This is a genomic window from Pseudomonas sp. TH06, from assembly GCF_016651305.1.
Taxonomy (GTDB): domain Bacteria; phylum Pseudomonadota; class Gammaproteobacteria; order Pseudomonadales; family Pseudomonadaceae; genus Aquipseudomonas.
This window is the reverse complement of sequence record NZ_JAEKEC010000001.1, coordinates 3505721-3529902: the sequence shown is the minus strand read 5'-3', so window position 1 is coordinate 3529902 and position 24182 is coordinate 3505721. Positions and strand designations below refer to the sequence as shown.

Genomic DNA, 24182 nt, shown 5'->3' with positions numbered 1-24182 from the left:
GATCCGATGATGACCGATTACTCGGTGTGTCGGTTTCGCTCGCTGAGAAAGGTAAACAACACCTCCGTGACAAATTCGGGATTCTCCAGATTGGAGATATGCCCCGCGTCCGGCACCAGCACCCACGGGCAACCGATCAGCTCAGCCATTTCCTGTGCTTCCGACGGTGGCCGTGGTTTGTCCTGATCGCCACACAGCACCAGCGTGGTGGCCGCATTCAACTCGCCCAGACGCGGCAACAGATCATCACGGCCAAACGTGATGCGCCCCATCGGCACGATGCTTTGACGCAGGCGATCAGCGGAATAACCCGCGAGTTTTGCGCGGAAGTCCTGATACAGCGCCGACTGCGGATCAATGCCCGGGCGGAAGAAAATCGGCACGACGATGTCAAGCAGCGGCTCGCTGATTTCACCGCTTTCTTCGATTTGCTTGAACAGCGAGAAGTAATACTGACGCGTGGGTTCGGGCTCTACACCGACGTAGGTGTCCATCAACACCAGGCCGTTGAGGCGCTGTGGTGCCGAGAGTGCCAGACGCACGCCCCACATGCCGCCGACCGACAGGCCGACCAGAGTGACCTGGTCGATATCCAGATGATCGAGCAACGCCTGCGCCTGACGGGCAATGTCATCCAGCGATGTCGTGCCATCCGGTAAGCGCCCCGATTCGCCATGCCCCCAGAGGTCCAGCGCAATCACCCGATAGTGCGGCGACAGCGCGGCAATCTGCGGCGCCCACATGGCCTGATCCCACAGATAACTACCGGCCAGCAGCACGGCCGGGCCTGTGCCTTGATCAATGTAATGCAGCGCTTGTCCGTCCACCGTAAAGAAAGGCATCGACCACCCCCGCGACAAAAAAGAGAACCGGCAGACTGAGCTGCCGGTTCCGGATCGTCAATCGGGGAAATGTCTAAAAATGTGCCGGCCCCGATCGCGAGCAGGCTCACTCCTACAGGGGAACGTATTCCAACTGTAGGAGTGAACCTGCTCGCGATGAGGCCGGTACAAACGCTAGAGAATTAGAGGCCCTCCAGCTCCGCCATCAGGTCATTCAAGCGATCCACCTTCTCCTCGGTGATATCACTGGCCGCCAGGCCATTGATGTACTCGGCCAGTTCTTCCACTGTGCTGCACTCGAACATTGCCCGCAGCGGCACATCACGCTGCAAGGTTTTCTGCACCCGCGAGGCAATCTGCGTAGCCAGCAACGAGTGCCCGCCCAGTTCGAAGAAGTTGTCACGTACGCCAACCTTCTCCACCTTCAGCACCTCGGCCCAGATATCCGTCAGGGTCTGCTCCAGTTCGTTGCGCGGCGCCAGGTAATCGTGGCTTTGCAACTGGCCGATCTCCAGCGCTGGCAGAGCCTTGCGGTCCAGTTTGCCGTTGGCGTTATGCGGCAGTTGCTCCAGCCACAGCCAGTGCAGCGGCACCATGTATTCCGGCAGCTCGCTGCGCAGACGCTGCTTGATCCGCTCCAGGCGTTCACTTGGATTCAATGCAGAATCAGCGGCGACCAGATAACCCACCAGGTGCTTGCCGTTGGCGCCCTCTTGGACACCGACCGCCGCATCACGGATTTCCGGCTGCTCATGCAGGCGCGCTTCGATTTCACCCAGCTCGATCCGGTAGCCACGGATCTTCACTTGATGGTCGACCCGACCGACGTATTCCAGCACGCCATCGCTGCGACGCCGTGCCAGGTCACCGGTGCGATACAGGCGCTCGCCCGGCGCCCCGAACGGGTTCGGCACAAACACCGGCGCAGTGCGCAACGGATCGCTGACATAACCGCGACCGACACCGGTGCCCGCCACACACAACTCACCCACCGCTCCCAACGGCACCAGTTCCAGCGCGCCATCGAGCAGGTACAACAAGTTGTTGTCGGTCGGTGTACCAATCGGCAAATAACTGCCGCGAGTCGAGGCCATGTCGACGCGATAAAACGCTACGTCGTCCGAGCATTCGGCCGGGCCGTAAGCGTTGACCAGACCGATGTCCGGGTAACGCAGCAGCCATTGATGCGCCAGTTCCGGCGGCATCGCTTCACCGGTCGGCAGCATCCAGCGCAGACCGTCGAGGCTCAGGCGATCCGAGGCGAGCATGCCCTGAATCAGCGACGGCACGCTCTCCAGCACGGTAATGCCCTGAGCCTGCACATGCACCAGCAGACCCTGCGGATCGTGGGCGATGGTGTTGGGCACGATGTCGACCCGTGCACCGAACAGCGGCGCGGCGAGGAACTGCCAGACCGAAATATCGAAGCTTTGCGACGCGGTCTGCGCGATCACATCGGCGTCCGTCAGTTTCAGGTACGGCACCTTGCTCAACTGGTTATTGAGCATGCCGCGCTGCTCGACCATCACGCCTTTCGGCAGGCCGGTCGACCCCGAGGTAAAAATCACGTAGGCGAGGTTGTCCGGCCCGCTATGAATGCCCGGGTTTTGCGTCGATGTCGCCAGCGCCTGCACCTCTTCCCACACCAGCAAACGTGGGCGGTTGGCACAGCTGAACTCATCGAGCAACGCCTGCGCCTGTGTGCGGCATGCCTCGCTGCACACCAGGACCGGCGTGCGACTCAGCTCGATGATGCGCTGCAGACGCTGGCTCGGCAGGCCAGGATCCAGCGGCAGGTAACCGGCACCGGCCTTGAAGCTGCCGATGATCATGCCCAGCAGATCGAGATTTCGTTCGGCCAGCAGCGCCACCGGTTGATCCATTTCCACGCCGGCCGCGACCAGAGCATGGCCGAGACGGTTGGCATTCTGGTTGAGTTCGGCATAGCTCAATCGCTGATCGAGGCAACTGGCCGCGATGCGTTGCGGATGCGCCGCAACCTGCGTCTCGAACAGCGCAACGTAGCTTTGCTCCAACGGGTAATCATGGGCGCTCTGATTGCAGCCGTGCAGCAGGAAGTCCTGTTCCTCGGTGCCCAGCAACGGCAGGTCGGCCATATCGCCATGGAAACCATCGACCAGCGCCAGCAGCAGGCGCTTGAACTCGCCGAGCATGCGCTCGATCGTCGATTCGTCGAAGTAACGCTGGTCGTAAGACAGATGCAGACCGAGGTCATCGCCCGGGTAGCACACCGCTGTCAGCGGGAAGTTGGTGTGTGTGCGACCCGAATCCGAGGTGGCGTTGAGACTTTGCGCACGGTCCAGTACCGAGACTTCCACCGGAGCGTTTTCAAAGACAAACAGGCTGTCGAACAGCGGCTGACCCTTCGGCAATTCGCTCTGTTCCTGGATATTCACCAGCGGCAGGTATTCGTACTCGCGCAGTTGCATGTTGCTGTCGAGCAAACCGCTCAGCCACTGACGCACACTGGCGCGCTGATCGTCTGCCGGGATCTGCACCCGCAGCGCGATGCTGTTGATGAACAGGCCGACAGTGCGTTGCATCTCCGGCATTTCCACCGGACGCCCGGCCACGGTCACGCCGAACAGCACGTCGCGATCACCGCTCAGGCGTCGCAGCACCAAGGCCCACGCCGCTTGGGCGAAGGTGTTGATGGTCAGTTGATGGGCCTGAGCCAGCTCACGCAGACGGGCGCCATCTTCGACATTCAATCGGGTGTAACGGTCGCCTACGACCATGCCGCCACTTTCACCGGCGTGTTCACGCAGGAACGGACGGTCACTCGGAATCGGCGTGGTGCGCTCGAAACCTTGCAGGTTCTGCTGCCACCACTGGCGCGCTTCGGCCAGGCTCTGACGTTGCAGCCAGCCGATGTAATCGCGGTAACGCGGCGGCACGCTCAACTGTGCTTCGCGACCTTCGCCGAGCGCGGTGTAGATCTCAAAGAAATCGTTCATCAGCAGCGAACGGCACCAGGCATCGATGAGGATGTGGTGGTTGCTCATCATGAACCAGTAACGCGCCGCGCCAACCTTGATCAGGCGCAGGTGGAACGGCGCCTGATTGAGCAGATCGAAACCGACCTCACGTTCGCTTTTCAGCAACGCTTGCAGTTTCGGTTCCTGCTCGTCTTCGCTGACGTTGCTCCAGTCGAGATACTCGATTGGCGTGCGACCCGGCGTGTGAATCACTTGCAGCATGTCTTCGCCGACGTTCCAGCAGAACGACGCACGCAGTGCTTCATGACGGGCGACCACCGTTTGCCAGGCCTGAGCGAAACGCTCGGGGTCGAGTTCGCTGTTGATGCGATAGCGATCCTGCATGTAGTACAAACCAGTGCCCGGTTCGAGCAAGGTGTGCAGCAACATGCCTTCCTGCATCGGCGTCAGCGGATAGACGTCTTCGATGTGCGCGGCGGGTACCGGCAAGGCATCGAGTTGCGCCTGCGTCAGCTTCGCCAGCGGGAAGTCCGACGGCGTCAGACCACCGGCCGTGTCTTGCAGGCAATGCGCGATCAGGCTCTGCAATTCGCCGAGGTAGGCGTTGGCCAGGTCGTTGATGGTCTGCGTGTCATAACGCTCGGCGCTGAAGGTCCAGCGCAGCAGCAGTTCACCGCCGTAGACCTGACTGTCGACGCTCAACTCATTGGGCAATGGCGCCTGTGGATCGTGGGCCGCACCGACCGGCTCATCCAGCGGACGGAACAGTGCATCGTTGCCGAAGCTCTGGTCGAACTGGCCGAGGTAGTTGAAGGTGATCGGCGCCTGCGGCAGCGCCGCCATGCTTTGTCGGCTGAGGTCATCGGCCAGATAACGCAGCACGCCGTAGCCCAGACCTTTGTGCGGTACCGCACGCAGTTGCTCCTTGATCGCCTTGATCGAAGCGCTCTGCCCGGCGGCTTCTTCGATGTTGTGCGGGGTCAGGCGCAGTGGATATGCGCTGGTGAACCAGCCGACGGTGCGGGTCAGGTCGATCTCGTCAAACAGGGTTTCGCGACCGTGACCTTCTAGTTGAATCAGCGCCGACGGCTGGCCGTTCCAGCGGCACAACACGCGGGCCAATGCCGTCAGCAGCAGATCGTTGACCTGGGTGCGATAAGCGCTCGGCGCCTGTTGCAGCAGTTGGCGGGTGCGCTCGGCATCGAGGCGTACGCTGACGGTTTGTGCGTGACGGTTCTGCTGGCCACCCTGCGGGTTTTCGCAAGGCAGATCAGCGCTCGGTCCGGCCAGTTGCGCTTGCCACCAGCTCAGTTCTTCACGCAGGGATTCGCTGCCGGCGTAAGCCTGCAAACGCGCCGCCCAATCCTTGAAGGCACTGGTTTTCGCCGGCAGCTTCACCGATTGTTCGGCGTCGAGTTGGCGATACACGGTTTGCAGATCATCGAGCAAGACGCGCCACGACACACCGTCGACCACCAAGTGATGGATAGCGATGAACAGGCGTTGCTGACCTTCTGGCCCATCGACCAGCAAGGCACGCAGCAGCGGGCCGTTTTCCAGATCGAGACTGCGTTGGGCATCGGCGAACAGCGCCTCGCACTTGTCCATCGAGGTCACGCGCACTTGCCACAACACTGGCGCATCGGACACCGGTTGATGCGTCGCTTGCCATGCCCCGCCAACCGCGCTGAAACGCAGGCGCAAGGCGTCGTGCTGTTCGATCACCGCCAGCAGCGCCTGCTCCAGACGATGCGGCTCCAGCGCTACGGTCGGCTCCAGCAATAACGCCTGGTTCCAGTGCTGACGTTCAGGGATTTCAGTGTCGAAGAACCAGTGCTGGATTGGCGTCAGACGCGACTCACCGGTGACCAGTCCTTGCTCGGCCGTCACTTGTTCGCTGCGGCTCGCGACCGCCGCCAGGGTCTGCACCGTCTGATGCTGGAACAGATCACGCGGGCTGAAATGAATGCCTTGCTGCCGCGCACGACTGACCACCTGAATCGACAGAATCGAGTCGCCGCCCAGTTCGAAGAAGTTGTCGTTGAGGCCGACCTGCTCAACGTTGAGTACTTCGCACCAGATCTGCGCCAGGGTTTGCTCCAGCTCGTTGCTCGGTGCCACGTAATCCTGACGGTTCAGCTCCGGATCCGGCGCCGGCAAGGCGCGGCGGTCGAGTTTGCCGTTGGCGGTCAGCGGCATGCTCGCCAGCAGGATCAGGTGCGTCGGCACCATGTAATCCGGCAGTTGGCTCTTGAGATGCGACTTCAGCGCTTCGCGCAGTTCAGCCTGCCTGGTTTCGCTTTGCTCGGCGATGTCAGTCACCAAATAGCCGACCAGTTGTTTGCCGCTCGGCGCATCCAGCGCCAGCACCACGGCCTCGCGGATTGAAGCGTGATCGAGCAGACGGGTTTCGATTTCGCCCAGCTCGATACGGAAACCACGGATTTTCACCTGATGGTCGATCCGCCCCAGATATTCCACCAAGCCATCGGCACGCTGGCGCACCAGATCGCCAGTGCGATACATGCGCCCGCCATCAATGGCGAACGGGTCAGCGACAAACCGTTCGGCCGTGATGCCCGGACGGTCGTGGTAGGCCTGCGCCAGTCCGGCGCCGCCGACGAACAATTCACCGGTCGCACCTTGCGGCACCAGCGCCAGGTCAGCGTCGAGAATGTACGCCACGCGGTCGCCGATCACGCTGCCGATCGGCACACTGCCAGCTCCCTCTTCCAACACCTCCGGCGCCAGACTGGCCAGCGGCATGACCACGGTTTCGGTCGGACCGTAGGCATTGAAGAACAGGCTTGGCTTGAACGCTGCACGAATCCGTTGCAGGTGTTCGCCGGTCAGCGCTTCGCCGCCGGTGATGATCATCCGCACCGGCAGGATTTCATTTTGCGTGGCGAGGAACTGCGCCAACTGGCTGCCGTAGCTCGGGGTGAAGCCGAGCACGTTGATTTGATGGTTGCGGATCAATCCGCAGATTTCTTCCGCGTCCCACTGACCTTGCGCACGCAGCACCACCTGCGCGCCGCTGAGCAGCGGCACCAGCAGACGTTCTGTCGCGGCGTCGAAGTTGATCGAATAGAAGTGCAGTTCGCAGTCGTCCGGGCGCATGCCGAAACGCTCGATCACGGCTTGGCAATGCATGGCGATTTCGCCGTGGGAGACCACCACGCCTTTCGGTTTGCCGGTCGAACCCGAGGTGTAAATCAGGTAGGCCTGATGCTGCGGCAGGCTGATAAACGGCAGCTCGCTGGCCGGATAATCGGCGAGTGCCGCGCTGTCATCCTCCAGACACCAGCGCGCCACGCTAGCCGGCAAATCGCCGAGCGCCTCGAACATTGCGCGATCACTGAGCAGCAGACCGATACGGCTGTCTTCGATCATGTAGTGCAAACGGTCGAGCGGGTATTCCGGGTCCAGCGGCACATAGGCGCCACCGGCCTTGAGAATCGCCAGCAGGCCGATGACCATTTCCAGCGAACGCTCCAGCGCCAGACCGACCCGCACTTGCGGGCCGACGCCACGCTCACGCAAGGCCCAGGCCAGTCGATTGGCGCGGGCATCGAGTTCGGCGTAGCTCAGCGTCTGCCCGGCGAAGGTCAGCGCAGGTGCGTCTTTGCGCGCCAGCGCCTGTTCGGCAAAGAGGTGATGAATGCACTGGTCGAGACGATGCTCACCCGGTTCGACACCGAGGCTGTCGAGCAGGCGCTGTTGTTCTGGCGCATCGAGCAGCGGCAACTCGCTGAGGCGCTGCTGCGGATCGGCGATCAGCGCTTCCAGCAGATTGCACCAATGTCTGGCCATGCGGGCGATGGTGGGTTCGTCGAACAGATCGGTGCTGTACGTCAGGCAGCAACCGAGGCGATGGTCGAGGTCGGTGACTTCAAGATTGAGGTCGAACTTGGTCGCCCGCGCATCGTTGGCCAGGTATTCGACGGTCATGCCGGCGAGCATGCGGCTCTGCTGGAATTCCCAGCGCTGCACGTTGCACATCACCTGGAACAACGGGTTGTACGCGGCGCTGCGCGGCGGCTGCAAGGCTTCAACCAGATGATCGAACGGCAGATCCTGATGGGACTGACCTTCGATCACCGTGTGACGAACCTGCTCGAACAACTCGCCAACCGACATCATCCCGTCGAGCTGGCAACGCAGCACCTGGGTGTTGAGGAACGCACCGATCAGCCCTTCACTTTCCGGGCGGATACGGTTGGCCACTGGCGCGCCGATGCGCAGATCGGTCTGCCCGCTGTAACGGTACAAAAGCGTGGCGAGCGCGGCGGTCATGGTCATGAACAGGGTCAGACCGTTTTGCGCGTTGAACGCACGAACGCGGGCGGCGAGATCATCGCTCAGATCGAAACGGAACAGTTCACCCTGATGACTTTGCACCGGCGGACGCGGACGGTCGCCCGGCAATTCCAGCAGTGGATGTTCGCGACCGAGTTGCGCGGTCCAGTAGTCGAGCTGACGCTGACGCTCGCCGGATTCCAGCCAGTTGCGCTGCCAGACGCTGTAGTCGAGGTACTGCACCGGCAACGGTTCCAGCGGTGAATCGCGGTCGTCGACAAAGGCTTCATAGAGCGCGCTGAGTTCGCGAGCGAAAATATCCATCGCCCAGCCTTCGGTGACGATGTGGTGCAGGGTCAGGACAAAGTAGTGTTCTTGCTCGGCCGTCTTGACCAGACAGGCGCGCAGCAGCGGGCCGGTTTCCAGATCGAATGGCAAGTGCGCTTCGGCGTCGGCCAGTTGCTGGACGTTGTGCTCACGCAGATCAGCCGGCAGTTTCGAGAAATCCTTCCAGTCCATGCGCACACCGGTTTCGGCGTGCACCTGTTGACGGGCGACGCCATCGACGCTCGGGAAGGTGGTGCGCAGGGTTTCGTGGCGCAGGATCAGCGCTTGCAGCGCAGCCTCGAAACGCTCGACATGCAACACGCCACGCAAGCGCGCCATGCCGCCGACGTTGTACGCCGGGCTGTCCGGTTCCATCTGCCAGAGGAACCACATGCGTTGTTGCGAGTAGGACAACGGCACCGGTTGGCTGCGGTCGACTTTTTCAATCGGTGGCTGCTTGTTGGTTTTGCCGCTGGCCTGAATCAGACGGATCTGTTCGGCGAAATCACCGAGTTCACTGTGTTCGAACAATGCGCGCAACGGCAGCTCGACGTCGCAGGCCTGACGGGTGCGCGAGATGATTTGCGTGGCCAGCAGCGAGTGACCGCCAAGGGCGAAGAAGTCGTCGCGCAGGCCGACTTGCGCCAGGCCCAGCACTTCGCGCCAGATCGCGGCGATCTGTTGTTCCAGTTCGCTAACCGGTTCGACGTGCTCACGCACTTGCCATTGCGGCTCGGGCAAGGCGCGACGGTCGAGTTTACCGGCGGGGCTGAGGGGCATCGCGTCGAGGCGCATCAGTTGCGCCGGGACCATGTATTCCGGCAACTCGGCTGCCAGTGCGATTTTCAGCCGGGCGCTTTGCGCGTCATGATCTTCGCTGGCGTCAGTCGCGGTGAAGTAACCGATCAGTTGCGCGCCAGCGGCGGTTTCGCGCACCAGCACCACGGCTTGAACGACGCCGTCCTGAGCGAGCAGGCGCGCTTCGATTTCTTCCGGTTCAACGCGGAAGCCACGCAGTTTGACTTGTTGATCGAGACGGCCGAGGTATTCGATCACGCCGTCGGATGTCCAGCGCGCACGGTCGCCCGTGCGGTACAGACGAGCGCCCTGCTCGCCCAGTGGATCGACGACGAAACGTTCGGCGGTCAGCGCCGGGCGACCGAGGTAGCCACGAGCGAGGCCGATACCGCTGATGCACAGTTCACCCGGCACACCCGCCGGGACAGGATTGAGATCGGCGTCGAGCACGCGGCAAACCACGTTGCCCAGCGGCCGGCCAATCGGTGAGCGTTCGCCATCGGCTGTAGTGCAGTGCCAATGGGTAACGTTGATCGCGGTTTCGGTCGGGCCGTAACGGTTGTGCAGTTGCACCGCTGGCAGTTGCGCCAACACGCGGTTGCGCAGTTCCGCCGGCAAGGCTTCGCCGCCGGAGAACACCCGGCGCAGGCTGGTGCATTCGGCACTCAGTGGTTCGTCGATGAACAGCGAGAGCAAGGGCGGCACGAAGTGCAGCGTGGTCACGCCATATTGCTGAACCAGTTGGGCAATGCGATGCGGATCACGGTGTTCGCCCGGGCCGGCAATCAGCAGGCGCGCGCCAGTGATCAACGGCCAGAAGCATTCCCACACCGAGACGTCGAAACTGATCGGCGCTTTCTGCATCAGCACGTCGCTGTCGTTCAGGCGATAGCTGTTCTGCATCCACTGCAAACGTTCGGCGAGGGCCGCGTGAGTGTTGCCGACGCCTTTCGGTTGGCCGGTGGAGCCGGAGGTGTAAATCACGTAGGCGAGGTTGTCGCCGTGCAGATGCAGGCCCGGTGCCTGGCCTGGCCAGTTTTCCAGGTGCAAGGCGTCCATGGCGATGACGCTGACGCCCTCGCAAGCCGGCAATCGATCAAGTAGTTCGGTCTGGGTCAGCAGCAGTTCGACGCCGCTGTCGCTGAGCATGTAGGCCAGGCGATCAGCCGGGTAATCCGGGTCGAGCGGCACATAGGCGCCGCCGGCCTTGATGATCGCCAACAGACCGATCAACAACTGCGGTGAACGCTCGGCGGCTATGGCCACGCACACGTCCGGACCGACGCCTTTGTCGCGCAGGTAATGCGCGAGACGGTTGGCTTGCGTGTGCAGTTCGGCGAAATCGAGACTGCCACCCTCCCACACCAGCGCGGTACGCTCCGGCGTCTGACGGACTTGTTCGTTGAGCAGTTCCGGCAGCCATTGTTGTGCCGGGGTGCACGGCGCGACGCTCCATGCCTGCTGCTGTTCTTGCTCGCACGGGGTCAGCAGCTGCAAGTCGCCGATCGCCTGTCGCGGTTGCTCGCAGACGGCGCGCAGCAGGTTGCTGAAGTGTTCGGCCAGACGTTCGATGCTCGCCGCTTCGAACAATTCATCGGCGTAATCGAAGGACAGCGTCAGACGACCATTACGATCTTCTTCACTGTGCAATTGCAGGTCGAACTTGGCCTCGCGGCTGTGCCACGGCAGTTCCTCGGCGAGCAGGCCCGGCAGGCGCTTGAGCGCACTCAGGTCACGTTGCTGGTGGTTGAACATGACCTGGAACAGACCCTGCTCGCGGGCCTGCGGGAAAGCTTTGAGCAGTTGTTCGAACGGCAGATCCTGATTCGCCTGAGCGCCGAGTGTGGCTTCGCGCGTCTGCACAAGCAGTTCGACAAATGGCAGGCGTGCATCGACGTCGGCACGCAGCACCTGGGTGTTGATGAAGAAGCCGATCAGGCCTTGGGTTTCCAGGCGCGGACGGTTGGCGTTCGGTACGCCGATGCGGATATCGCGCTGACCGCTGTAGCGGTGCAACAGGCTCTGGAACGCCGAGAGCAACAGCATGAATGGCGTGGCTTGATGCGCTTGCGCGGTATTGCGGATCGCTTCGCTGAGGCTGACGCTCAGACGTACGCTGTGGCGCGCGGCGCTGTGATTTTGCTGGGCGGCACGCGGATGATCGGTGGCCAGTTCCAGCGTCGGATGCTCCTCGCCCAACTGTGCTTTCCAGTACGCCAGTTGTCGCTCGCCCTCACCTTGCGCCAGCCATTGGCGCTGCCAACTGCCGTAGTCGGCGTACTGGGTTGGCAACGGCGCGAGTTCGGCGCGTTGGCCTTGGGAAGCAGCAGCGTAGAGACGCGAGAACTCGTCGATCAATACGTTCAGCGACCAGCCGTCAGCGATGATGTGGTGCATGGTCACCAGCAATTGGTGATCTTCGTCATCGAGGCGAATCAGCGTCACCCAGAGCAACGGGCCTTTTTCCAGATCGAACTGGGTGCGTGCTTCGTCCTCGCGGATCTGCTGGGCGCGAGCTTCACGCTCAGGGGCCGGCAGGTCGCTGATGTCGATCAGTTGCAGGTGGAATTGAGCCGCCGCATCGATCTGTTGCAGGGCCACGCCGTCGCGCTCGACGAAGCGCGTGCGCAGGGATTCGTGGCGCTCGATCAATTGCTGGAAGCTGGCGCGCAAGGCGTCTTCGTCCAGTTCGCCACGCAGACGCAGGCCACCGGGAATGTTGTAGGCGCTGCTCTGCGGGTCGAGCTGCCAGGTGATCCACAAGCGGTTTTGCGCCAGCGATTGCGGCAGTGCTTCCGTGCGCGACAACGCGTTGATATCGCCTTGGGCACTGCCACCATCCTGTTGCTGTTGCGCCACCGCAGCGGCGAACGCGGACAGCGTCGGTGCCTCGAACAACAGGCGCAGGCTCAGCTCCAGACCGAGTTGCTCGCGCACCCGGGCAATCACTTGCGTGGCGGCAATCGAGTTGCCGCCGAGCAGGAAGAAGTGATCGTCGCTATTGACCTGTTTGACGTTGAGTTGCTCGGCCCAGATCCCCGCGATCAGCGCTTCGAGTTCAGAGGCGCTGGTGGTCGACTCTTGGGTGTCGGCCGCGCTCGACGGAAACACCGCGTAGCTGTCGAGGCTGCCGTCGACCAGCCGATTGCGGCAGGCCGAACGTTGCAGTTTGCCGCTGGACGTCTTCGGCAACGCACCCGGATTCAGCAACACCACGACGCTCGGCGCTTCCTGATAAGCCTCGGCGACTGCCTGACGGATGGCTTTGATCAACGCCTCGGGCGCAAGGATTTTCTGCACGCTGCGGCTGATTTCCGCAGCGATACCGATGCCCTCTTCGCCGTCCTGAGTCACTGCGAACGCGGCGACCCGGCCTTTGCGCACCACTTCCACTTCGTTCTCGACAGTCTTCTCGATGTCCTGCGGATACAGGTTGTGGCCGCGCACGATAAGCATGTCTTTCAGGCGACCGGTGATGAACAGTTCGCCCTCGCGGATAAAGCCCAGATCACCGGTGCGCAGCCAGGTACGACCGGCATGCTGGACGAAGGTTTTCGCGCTGGCTTCGGGATTGCGCCAGTAGCCGAGGGCGATGCTCGGCCCGGCGGCCCAGACTTCGCCGACAGCGTTGTCGGCGAGTTCGGCAAGACTCGAGGGTTCGACGATCAGCACCGCGTGCTCTGGCTGGCTGATGCCGCAACTCATGATCGGGCTGCCGTCACCAGGTTCGGCGCGGTTCTGCGCCAGGGCTTGATCGTCCACGCGCAGCGCCGGAATGCCTTTGCCACGCGGCGTGCCGGCGACGAACAACGTCGCTTCCGCCAAACCGTACGACGCCATGAAACTGTCTTCGCTGAAACCACACGCGGCGAACTTCTCGGCGAAACGCTGATTCGTATCCAGACGAATCGGCTCGGAGCCGGAATAGGCCACGCGCCAGCCGCTCAGGTCGAGACGCTCCATGGCTGACTCGCTGACCCGTTCGCTGCACAAGCGATAGGCGAAATCCGGCCCGCCACTGATGGTGCCGCCGTATTGGCTGATCGCTTCAAGCCAGCGCAACGGCCGGCCAAGGAAGTACGCCGGCGACATGAGGATGCACGGCACGCCGCTGAAAATCGGTTGCAGCAGGCCGCCGATCAAACCCATGTCGTGGTACAGCGGCAGCCAGCTGACGATCACGTCATCCGGGTTTACATCGATACCGAAGCCGTGGCGGATCAGCAGTTCGTTGGCCACCAGATTGCCGTGGCTGACCTGCACGCCTTTGGGCAATGCAGTGGAGCCGGAGGTGTATTGCAGGAAGGCGATGTGGTCTGCCGGCAGGCTCGGTTCAACCCAGCGCTCGGCCAGTGCGTTGTCGAGGGTGTCGACGCACAACAGCGGCGGCGCGCCTTCGATCTGCTGCAAGGCCTCGCGCAGGTCGGCGCTGGTCAGCAGCAGGCGCGGCTCGGCGTCGGCGATGATCGACAGCAGACGCTCTTGATGATGACGGCGTGCCGATTCCGGCGGATAAGCCGGCACCGCAATCACGCCCGCATACAGGCAACCGAAGAATGCCGCGACGTAGTCCGGACCGCTGGGGAACAGTAAAACCGCGCGATCACCGAATTCAGCCTCGGCCTGCAACGCGGCGGCGATGGTCCGCGCACGCTGATCCAGTTCGCGATAGCTGAGTACCACAGCCTGCTCTTCGTTCTCGGCGAGAAAACGCAGGGCCAGCCGATCCGGCGTCAGGGCCGCGCGGCGCTGGAGGGCTTGGACCAGGGTGCTGGGGAGTTCGAACGCGTCGGTCATTTGGTTTCCTGCCTGAATTCGGCTTGCTAGTGGAATCGGTTTGCTGCGTCACACCCATCCAGGGGCATGGAGCGCATGCAGGGCGCGGTCTGCGTCGACCGCGCAAGGCATGGGAATGCTGTCTGGCCGGGGCTCGGCACCCGGAACCATTCACCAATGAGAACGGATGACGTCTTGAAATAATTAGTCGGCAGGCTGGATCGCCAATGGGGCCGGGGTGTGGCGGCGTGTCGCAGTTATCACATCGCACTGATTTGAAGCATTACTTCTCTTTCTCAATTGACAATCATTATCATTCAACATAATTTGTCGCTCGATGTGTAGGACGGCCCCGTCCCCAGGCGTCCCACTAACCTATTGGCAGCAAGGTGATTTCCATGACGGAACAAGTATCCACAAGCAGGTGCGATTCACCGCTACTTCAGGCATTCGTCGACAACCGACTGATTCTGGTCAAGATTGCAGCCCGCATTACCGGCTGCCGGTCGCGCGCCGAAGATGTGGTGCAGGATGCGTTTTTCCGACTGCAATCGGCGCCACCGATCACGTCGTCGATCAAGGCTCAATTGAGTTATCTGTTCCAGATCGTGCGCAACCTCGCCATCGATCACTACCGCAAACAGGCGCTGGAGCAGAAGTATTCCGGTCCTGAAGAGGAAGGGCTGAACGTGGTCATTCAGGGTGCTTCGCCGGAGATCTCGCACATCAATTTCTCGACCCTGGAAAACATCGCCGACGCCCTGACCGAGCTGCCCAGCCGCACTCGCTACGCGTTCGAGATGTACCGTTTGCATGGCGTGCCGCAGAAGGACATCGCCAAGGAACTGGGGGTTTCGCCGACGCTGGTCAACTTCATGATTCGCGATGCGCTGGTGCACTGCCGCAAGGTGTCGGGCAGCCGTCGTGACGCAGTGGCTATGGGTCGTCGTTAAGACCGGATTGTCCGCACAAAAAAGATCGCAGCCTTCGGCAGCTCCTACAGTGGAATGCGTTTCCTGTAGGAGCTGCCGCAGGCTGCGATCTTTTGCTTTACAGCAATCTCAAGCCAGCTTGCAGCGATCAAAAAACCGTTCGCGCCCCAGAATCATCAACGCCGCACGCTTGTGCGGGAAGTCGAACTCTTTCTCACAATGGAAGCACTGGTTGTGCATGTGGCCGATCATCTTCGCGTTGTCGGCACGCGGTTCGGCGACCACCCGTTGCGTGCGCGGATCATCCAGAAACAGGTAATGCACCAACGCCGACAGCCAACTCGCCACCTTGTGCGGACCACGGTGATCCTCCTCCCCCACCAACATGTGAATGCCGCGATCGTAATTGTCCGCGTCGTAGAACGGCGCGATGCGATCTTCCTTGGCCCAATAGGCTTCGAAATAGGCAAACGGCTGATCATCGAAACAGCCGATCAAGGTCAGCGTGTGCGGATCGGCATCGAGTTTGCTCAGGTACTCGCGATGCTTTTCGAGGCTGCCCTCCTCCTGCCAGAAACTGGCCACTCGCGGGCTGTTCTGCCAGCGATTGAAACGCGGCAGGTCTGCTTCGATTTCGACCGTGCGCAGGGAAATCCACGCCCCCAGGCGCGCATCAAAACGCCGATAGACTTCACCCCGTGGCTTGACCGGTCGCAGCGGATGGCGCTTGCCACTGCTGATGACCATTTGCTGCGGATAGCTGCCGGTCAGCGAAGTGCCGAGCCACGGTTGTGGCAATTGCCAGAACAACCCGCGCTCACAGCGGTATTCACCGGCCACTTCAGTGTTCACCAACAAACCGCTGAGCAAGGCTTCGGTCGGCGGCTGGTCCAGTTGCCAGGTCAATTGCTGGCACCCGGGATCGCGCGCGAACAGCCAATAACAGGCCGCCCACAGCGCCTGGGCCGGCGGCAGGGCAAAACGCTCATCGATCTGGATCGGCCCTTGGGCCTCGCGATCAAGGCGCAGGCGAATCAGCGGTTGCCCGTCCAGGCTCAGGCTCAGACGGCTTTCGGTTGCATCGGCTACCAATTGGCTGCCCGAAGGCAAGGCCAGGGCAGTCAGGTCATTCAGATTGGACATGGGTCGGGCTCACGATAATCGTCGACAGTTCTACGATGGGACGTGAGCCGAGCGGGGAAATTTAGCCTCAGCGGCAAATCGGTGCCTCAGTGGTGAGGCATCGGCACCACGGCTATCCGGTACGGATCGAAAATCTTCAGCATCTCGCCGTTGTCGCGCAGACCTTGCAGCAGCTTGCCGAACGCTTCACCGCTGATCGGCGCGGTCGGACGCAAAATGGCGTAGTGGTGATAGATCTGATCAATGCGCTGCGACACCAGCAACTCATCACGCACCTTTTCGTTTCGCAGCAGGTAATCACTCAGGTACGAACGGGTCACCAGGGCAATATCAGCGCGCCCGCGCAGTACCATCAACAGGTTGCTGTCATGGGAATAGGTCAGCGTGGCATTGAAGTTCTGCGCGAGGAATTTTGGATCGGCATTGAAGTTGGCGAATTCGTAGTGATAACCGCTGAACAGCGCCAGACGCTTGCCGGTAAGGTCGGCAAAGTAATTTTGCTGACGGCCATCCTCGCGTTGCGCGACGAAAATCTCAGCGTCCTCAAGGCCCATATCAACATCGGTGTGGGGAATTTCCTTCCAGCCCCACTCAGGGTTCTCGAAGATCGCCATGTCGATCCGTCCCTGTTTGAAATCACCGAACCGGCGAGGAATCGACGTCGGCACCAAGACAAATTGATAGTCACTTTGCAGGCGGTTCAACGCCTCGACCAACTGCGGCAACAGGCCCGTGTCGGCACCGTTTTCCGGGCGAACGGTGTAGGGCGGAAAATGCGCCGCGCCCACTCGAACCAGTTGCGCTGCCTGAGCGGGCAATACCCATATTGCAGCCAGCGCTGCGAGCAACAACCCCGCGGCCGTCCGAATTGGCGAAGACTTCAAAACACCCCACTCCCCGAAAAAATACCGATCAATGCATTCAAGCTAGGCGGTTTCGCCCAGTTAGCCAGTTTCCCGACTCGATAGAAAGCGCTTCAACGCTCTTCAAGGACCAGAATCAACGCCTCGTCGGCCAACTGATCGAGGCTCAAACTGCCGCCGGCACGGAACCAGGTGGTCGTCCAGGACAGGGCGCCGGTGAGGAAACGTCGAGTAATAAATACATCGCCGCGGATAAATCCGGCGTCCTTGGCTTCACCGAGCACCTGTAGCCAGATGTCTTCATAGACGTCACGCAGGGCGAGGACTTTGGCCTGGCCCTCTTCGGACAACGAGCGCCATTCGTAGACCAGCACCGCCATCGCCTCACCGCTGCCGCCCATGATCGACTGCAATTCGCAGCGAATCAGCGCCAGCACACGCTCACGCACATTGCCGGCATCGGCCAGTGCTGCGCGCATCAACGCGGTGTTGTAACGGATGGTTTCTTCCATCACGGCACGGAGGATTTCATCCTTGCTCTTGAAGTGATGAAAAATGCTCCCCGACTGAATGCCCACCGCACCGGCCAGATCGCGCACCGTGGTGCGCTCATAGCCTTTATTGCGGAACAGATGAGCCGCCACTTGCAGCAGTTTGCCGCGGGCGCTGTCCGGGTCGGTCAACTGGCCATCGTCGACCAATTCGCGCATGACCCTCAGGGCTTTTTGCTCGTCCACCCGTTCTCTCCTACAGTCGATCAGTCTGTTGCCCCCTGAAACCGCAGGGTTGCGCGCAATTTAAGCCGCCGACGGCGACCAAGCAAGCGCTTGGGCAGAAGATATTTCAGCTGTTTACAAACCAAGCGCTTGCTTGGTAGCCTCCAGACACTTCTGTCGCAGGTTCCTGAGTCGGAGATAAAAATGCCAACCACCGTCCGCATCGGATGCGCCAGTGCTTTCTGGGGTGACACGTCGACCGCCGCCGCGCAACTTGTGCACGGCGGACGCCTGGATTATCTGGTATTCGATTACCTCGCCGAGATCACCATGTCGATCATGGCCGGCGCACGCCTGAAGGACCCGCAGGCCGGGTTCGCCAGTGACTTCATCGACGTGCTCAGCCCATTGCTGCCAAAACTGGCCGAGCAGAATATCCGCGTCATCAGCAACGCTGGCGGGGTCAATCCCCAGGCGTGTGCCGCTGCGCTGCAAGCTGCGTGCGACAAGGCTGGTGTAGCGCTGAAAATCGCCGTGTTGCTGGGCGATGACCTGCAACCACAATTCAAACAACTCACCGGCATCCGCGAGATGTTCAGCGGCGCGCCGTTGCCACCGATGTGCGTTTCGACCAACGCCTACCTCGGTGCGCCGGGCATTGTCGAAGCGCTGCGTCTCGGCGCCGACATCGTTATCACCGGTCGAGTGGTCGACAGTGCGGTGGTCAGCGCGGCGCTGGTGCACGAATTCGGCTGGTCGTGGCACGACTACGACAAACTCGCCCAGGCAGCGCTGGCCGGGCACATCATCGAATGCGGCGCGCAATGCACCGGCGGCAACTTCACCGACTGGCGCGACGTACCGGATTACCAGCACATCGGCTTTCCCATCGTTGAAGTCAGCGCCGACAGCCACTTCATCGTCAGCAAACCCGAAGGCTCCGGCGGACTGGTCACGCCGCTGACCGTTGGCGAACAGTTGCTCTACGAAATCGGTGATCCGCAGGCGTATCTGCTACCCGATGTGATCTGCGATTTCAGCCAGGTCAAACTCCGCCAACAAGGCCAGAACGCGGTGCACGTGCACGGCGCCAAAGGCCTGCCGCCCGGCGACAAATACAAGGTCAGCGCGACGTATCCGGACGGCTTTCGCTGCACCGCCAGTTGCCTGATCGCCGGCATCGACGCGGTGGAAAAGGCCCGCCGGGTCAGCCAGGCGATCATCGACAAGACAGCAGAGATGTTCAGCCAGCGCGGCTGGGCGCCCTACAGCGAAACCCATATCGAACTGCTCGGCAGCGAAGCCACTTACGGCCCCCACGGCCAGCGTCGCGACAGCCGTGAAGTGGTGATCAAACTCGCCGTCCGCCATCCGGACAAAAAGGCCCTGATCGTGTTCTCCCGGGAAATCGCCCAGGCCGCGACAGGCATGGCCCCGGGGCTGACCGGCATCGTCGGCGGTCGGCCGACGGTCTACCCGCTGATCCGCCTGTTTTCGTTCCTGATCGATAAAAGTGCCTGCACGTTGCACATCGACATGGCCGGTGAACATCATCCATGCCCCCTGCCCTCGTTGACCGCGCTCGACAGCCACGACCTGCCAATCGCCGATCAACCACCCAAACCCCAGGGCCGTGCCGACGCCAGCGTGGCGTTGGTAAAACTCGCTGTGGCGCGTTCCGGAGACAAGGGCAATCACAGCAACATCGGCGTGCTACCGCGCCAGCCCGAATACCTGCCATGGATCGCCGAAGCGCTGACCCCGGCGGTGATCGTCGACTGGATGAGCCACGTCCTCGACCCGATTCACGGCCGGGTCGAACGCTGGTATCTGCCTGGCACCCACAGCCTGAATTTCCTTCTGGAAAACGCCCTCGGCGGCGGCGGTGTCGCCAGTCTGCGCATCGACCCGCAAGGCAAGGCTTTCGCACAGCAACTGTTGGAAATCCAGATCCCGGTGCCGCAGAGCATCGCCGAGCAGCTCGATTAGAGGATTGTTTGCATGGCTTACGCGTCGATATTCAAAACCGGTCTGTTCAGCGGTCAGACCATAATTGTCACCGGGGGCGGCAGCGGCATCGGGCGCTGCACCGCTCATGAACTCGCCGCACTCGGCGCCAATGTGCTGTTGGTCGGGCGCAAACCGGAAAAACTGCAAGCGGTTGCCACCGAGATCGCCGAGGACGGTGGGCGTGCGCACTGGAAAGCCTGCGATATCCGCGATGAAGAAGCGGTGAAGCAACTGGTCAGCGAATTGATCGACGGACACGGGCCGATTCACGGACTGGTCAACAATGCCGGCGGTCAGTACCCGTCGCCATTGGCGTCGATCAATCAGAAAGGTTTCGAAACCGTGCTGCGCACCAATCTGGTGGGCGGCTTCCTGATGGCGCGGGAAGTGTTCAACCAGTCGATGAGCAAGCACGGCGGCAACATCGTCAACATGCTCGCCGACATGTGGGGCGGCATGCCCGGCATGGGCCACTCGGGCGCGGCGCGCTCGGGCATGGACAACTTCACCAAAACCGCAGCGTTCGAGTGGGGTTATGCCGGGGTGCGGGTCAACGCGGTGGCACCAGGCTGGATCGCTTCCAGCGGCATGGACACTTACGAGGGCGCGTTCAAAGCGGTGATCCCGACCCTGCGCGAGCATGTGCCGCTCAAGCGCATCGGCACCGAATCGGAAGTCAGTGCGGCGATTGTCTTTCTGCTCAGTCCGGCGGCGGCGTTCATCAGTGGCAGCACCTTGAAAATCGACGGCGCGGCCAGCCTCGGCAGCCGTGCATGGCCGTTGCACAAGGCGACCCACAGCGAATCCTTCAATGGCTTTCACCGCGCCTACCTTCCCGAAGTTTTGAAGGACAAGGAGTAAGTCATGGCGCAGATCCAGTCTCAACTCGATCCGCACAGCGAGGCATTCGCTCGCAACCGTGCGGCGATGCTCACCGCCATCGAGCACGTGCAGCAACTCGAACAGAACCTGCTGAACAAGGCTGCCGAAGCCAAAGCGAAATTCGACCAGCGCGGGCAGCTGCTGCCGCGTGAACGCCTGAACCTGTTGCTCGACCCCGGCGCGCCGTTTCTCGAACTGGCCAGCCTCGCCGGTTACAAACTCCACGATGACAAGGATGGCAGCGCCGCCGGTGGCGGATTGATTGCCGGCATCGGTTACGTGTCCGGCGTACGCGCCATGGTCGTGGCCAATAACAGTGCGATCAAGGGCGGCACGATTTCGCCCAGCGGCTTGAAAAAATCCCTGCGCCTGCAACAGATCGCCCAAGAGAACAAACTGCCGGTCATCACCCTCGCCGAAAGCGGCGGCGCCAACCTCAACTACGCAGCGGAGATTTTCGTTGAAGGTGCGCGCAGTTTTGCCAATCAGGCGCGGATGTCGTCGATGGGTTTGCCGCAGATCACCGTGGTGCATGGTTCGGCTACGGCGGGCGGCGCCTATCAACCGGGGCTTTCCGATTACGTGGTGGTGGTGCGCGGCAAGGCCAAGCTGTTTCTCGCCGGCCCGCCGTTGCTCAAAGCCGCGACAGGCGAAGTTGCCACTGATGAGGAACTGGGCGGCGCCGAGATGCACGCACAGGTTGCCGGAACCGCCGAATACCTTGCCGAGAATGACGCCGACGGCGTGCGTACGGTACGCGAGATCCTGCGCATGCTGCCGTGGAATGAACAACTGCCGTGGCTGCCGGAACCGCAATACAAAGAGCCGCTCTACCCTATCGACGAACTGCTGGGGCTGATCCCGGACGATCCGAAAAAGCCCTACGACGTGCGCGAAATCATTGCGCGCATTGCCGATGAGTCGGAGTTTCTCGAATTCAAGGGCGAGTTCGATCAGCAGACCATTTGCGGTCAATTGAAGATTCAGGGCCGCGCCTGCGGCTTCATCGGCAACAACGGACCGATCACGCCCAACGGCGCGAGCAAGGCTGCGCAGTTCATTCAACTGTGTGACCAGAGCCAGACGCCGCTGCTGTTCTTCCACAACACCACGGGCTTCATGGTTGGCACCGAATCGGAGCAGCAAGGGGTGATCAAACACGGCTCGAAACTGATTCAAGCTGTAGCCAATGCGCGAGTGCCCAAGCTGACCATCGTCGTCGGTGGTTCCTATGGTGCCGGCAACTACGCCATGTGCGGGCGCGGTCTCGATCCACGCTTCATCTTCGCCTGGCCCAACAGCCGCACTGCCGTGATGGGCGGGGCGCAGGCCGGCAAAGTGCTGCGCATCGTCACCGAAGCCAAGCAGCTCAAGGACGGCCTCGTGCCTGACCCGAAAATGCTCGACATGCTCGAACAGGTCACCGCACAGAAACTCGACAGCCAGTCCACCGCGCTCTACGGCAGCGCCAATCTATGGGACGACGGGCTGATCGATCCGCGCGACACGCGCACCCTGCTCGGCTATCTGCTGGATATCTGCCACGAAGCCGACATTCGTGTGCTGCAACCCAACAGCTTCGGCGTCAGCCGGTTCTGACCGCCACGGACCTTACGGAGAACAATAAAAATGATCTTCACCCCGGAACACGAAGCACTGCGCCGCACCGTCCGCCAATTCGTCGAACACGAGATCAACCCGCACGTCGAGGAATGGGAAAAGGCCGGACGCTTTCCGATCCACGAGATTTTCCGCAAGGCTGGCGAGCTGGGTCTGCTGGGGATTTCCAAACCGGAAAAATTCGGCGGCATGGGTCTCGACTACAGCTACTCGATCGTCGCCGCCGAAGAATTTGGCACCATCCACTGCGGCGGGATCCCGATGTCGATTGGCGTGCAGACCGACATGTGCACCCCGGCGCTGGCCCGTTTCGGCTCCGATGAGCTGCGTGAAGAGTTCCTCCGTCCGGCGATCACCGGCGAGCAGGTCGGCTGCATTGGTGTTTCCGAAGTCGGTGCAGGCTCGGACGTCGCCGGGCTGAAAACCACCGCACGCAAGGACGGCGACGACTACGTGATCAACGGCAGCAAGATGTGGATCACCAACTCGCCGAGCGCCGACTTCATCTGCCTGCTGGCCAACACTTCCGACGACAAACCACACATCAACAAGTCGCTGATCATGGTGCCGATGAACACGCCCGGCATCAGCCTCAGCTCGCATCTGGACAAGCTCGGCATGCGCAGTTCGGAAACCGCCCAGGTGTTTTTCGACAACGTGCGCGTGCCGCAGCGCAATCGCATCGGCCATGAAGGCGCGGGGTTCATGATGCAGATGCTGCAGTTCCAGGAAGAACGCCTGTTCGGTGCGGCGAACATGATCAAGGGCCTGGAATACTGCGTCGACAGCACCATCGAGTACTGCAAGGAGCGCAAGACCTTCGGCAACGCACTGATCGACAATCAGGTGATCCACTTCCGTCTCGCCGAATTGCAGACCGAAATCGAATGCCTGCGGGCACTGGTCTATCAGGCCACCGAGCAGTATGTGAAAGGTCAGGACGTCACTCGACTGGCATCGATGGCCAAGCTCAAGGCCGGGCGTCTGGGCCGTGAGGTCAGCGACAGTTGCCTGCAATATTGGGGCGGCATGGGCTTCATGTGGGACAACCCGGTGGCCCGCGCCTATCGCGATGTGCGGCTGGTGTCGATTGGCGGCGGCGCCGACGAAATCATGCTGGGGATCATCTGCAAACTGATGGGCATCCTGCCGGGGAAAAAGAAATGAGCCAACTGCCGGAATGCCAGACGCTGTTGCTGGAACTGCATGGCGGCGTGCTGCATATCACCCTCAATCGCCCGGAAAGCCGCAATGCGATGAGCCTGCAGATGGTCGCTGAATTGCGCGCCGTGCTGGCCGCCGTTGGCGATGACCGCGCCGTGCGGGCCTTGGTGCTCAGCGGCAGTGGCGGCCATTTTTGCGCCGGTGGCGATATCAAGGACATGGCCAGCGCCCGCGCCCAGGGCGCCGATGCTTACCGCGATTTGAACCGCACGTTTGGCGCACTTCTGGAAGAGGCACAGCACGCGCCGCAAGTGCTGATCTGCCTGTTGCAGGGAGCGGTGATGGGCGGCGGCTTTGGTCTGGCCTGCGTCAGCGATATCGCGATTGCCGATCACAAGGCGCAATTCGGCCTGCCGGAAACCAGTCTCGGCCTGTTGCCGGCGCAGATCGCGCCGTTTGTTGTGCAGCGTATCGGCCTGACCGAGGCCCGCCGACTGGCGTTGACCGCCGCTCGCTTCGACGGCCATCAGGCGCGGCGGCTGGGGCTGGTGCATTTTGTCGAGCAGGATGCGCAAGCGTTGGCCGAGCGGCTGGATGAAGTGCTGCAACATGTCTTGTGCTGCGCGCCGGAGGCAAATGCCATGACCAAGAAACTGCTGCTCGCCAGTGCCGGGCAGCCGTCGAGCGAGTTGCTCGATGAAGCGGCGCAATGGTTCAGCGAAGCGGTGACTGGCGCAGAAGGCGTCGAGGGAACCATGGCTTTTATGCAAAAACGCAAACCCGGGTGGGCCCTTTAAAGGCATCGCGAGCAGGCTCACTCCTACAAGGGGATTTGCGTCATTTACAAAAC

General features: G+C 61.6%; 11 protein-coding genes. 6 read left to right on the top strand and 5 right to left on the bottom strand.

All coding sequences use genetic code 11. The features are described 5' to 3' along the window. Positions 1-17: 17 nt before the first annotated feature. Together JFT86_RS15910 and JFT86_RS15905 are read right to left on the bottom strand one after the other, a co-directional pair. Positions 18-842 (bottom strand): alpha/beta fold hydrolase, encoded by an 825-nt coding sequence (locus JFT86_RS15910; protein ID WP_201237396.1) that lies wholly within the window; start codon positions 840-842, stop codon positions 18-20. A 182-nt stretch (positions 843-1024) separates the two neighbouring features. Continuing rightward, positions 1025-14023, bottom strand: a complete 12999-nt coding sequence (locus JFT86_RS15905) for a non-ribosomal peptide synthetase (protein WP_201237395.1) — start codon at positions 14021-14023, stop codon at positions 1025-1027. 377 nt (positions 14024-14400) lie between these two features. Here JFT86_RS15905 and JFT86_RS15900 point away from each other — a divergent pair, with 377 nt between their 5' ends. Continuing rightward, positions 14401-14955 (top strand): RNA polymerase factor sigma-70, encoded by a 555-nt coding sequence (locus JFT86_RS15900; protein WP_201237394.1) that lies wholly within the window; start codon positions 14401-14403, stop codon positions 14953-14955. A gap of 108 nt (positions 14956-15063) precedes the next feature. Here JFT86_RS15900 and JFT86_RS15895 read toward each other — a convergent pair whose 3' ends face one another. The 3 genes from JFT86_RS15895 to JFT86_RS15885 all read right to left on the bottom strand — a co-directional run bounded on the left by JFT86_RS15895 (position 15064) and on the right by JFT86_RS15885 (position 17677). Next, on the bottom strand, positions 15064-16077 hold the full coding sequence (locus tag JFT86_RS15895) for a GNAT family N-acetyltransferase (protein ID WP_201237393.1): 1014 nt from the start codon (positions 16075-16077) through the stop codon (positions 15064-15066). Between the two features lie 86 nt (positions 16078-16163). Then, complete coding sequence (locus JFT86_RS15890) at positions 16164-16961, bottom strand: transporter substrate-binding domain-containing protein (RefSeq protein WP_201237392.1); 798 nt, start codon at positions 16959-16961, stop codon at positions 16164-16166. Between the two features lie 92 nt (positions 16962-17053). Then, complete coding sequence (locus JFT86_RS15885) at positions 17054-17677, bottom strand: TetR family transcriptional regulator (RefSeq protein ID WP_201237391.1); 624 nt, start codon at positions 17675-17677, stop codon at positions 17054-17056. A gap of 183 nt (positions 17678-17860) precedes the next feature. Between JFT86_RS15885 and JFT86_RS15880 the strand changes: the two genes are divergently transcribed. Genes JFT86_RS15880 through JFT86_RS15860 form a run of 5 tightly spaced genes read left to right on the top strand, consistent with a single transcriptional unit; the run spans position 17861 to position 24129 of the window. Continuing rightward, complete coding sequence (locus JFT86_RS15880) at positions 17861-19645, top strand: acyclic terpene utilization AtuA family protein (protein WP_201237390.1); 1785 nt, start codon at positions 17861-17863, stop codon at positions 19643-19645. 12 nt (positions 19646-19657) lie between these two features. Then, the gene (locus tag JFT86_RS15875) at positions 19658-20527 is read left to right on the top strand and encodes an SDR family oxidoreductase (RefSeq protein ID WP_201237389.1); all 870 of its coding nucleotides are present in this window, start codon (positions 19658-19660) and stop codon (positions 20525-20527) included. A 3-nt stretch (positions 20528-20530) separates the two neighbouring features. Then, a complete protein-coding gene (gene atuC, locus JFT86_RS15870) occupies positions 20531-22147 on the top strand; it encodes a geranyl-CoA carboxylase subunit beta (RefSeq protein WP_201237388.1) in 1617 nt (538 codons plus the stop codon). 30 nt (positions 22148-22177) lie between these two features. Then, complete coding sequence (gene atuD / locus JFT86_RS15865) at positions 22178-23335, top strand: citronellyl-CoA dehydrogenase (RefSeq protein ID WP_201237387.1); 1158 nt, start codon at positions 22178-22180, stop codon at positions 23333-23335. Next, positions 23332-24129 (top strand): enoyl-CoA hydratase-related protein, encoded by a 798-nt coding sequence (locus JFT86_RS15860; protein ID WP_201237386.1) that lies wholly within the window; start codon positions 23332-23334, stop codon positions 24127-24129. Before atuD ends, JFT86_RS15860 begins: the two co-directional genes overlap by 4 nt. The last annotated feature ends 53 nt before the right edge of the window (positions 24130-24182 follow it).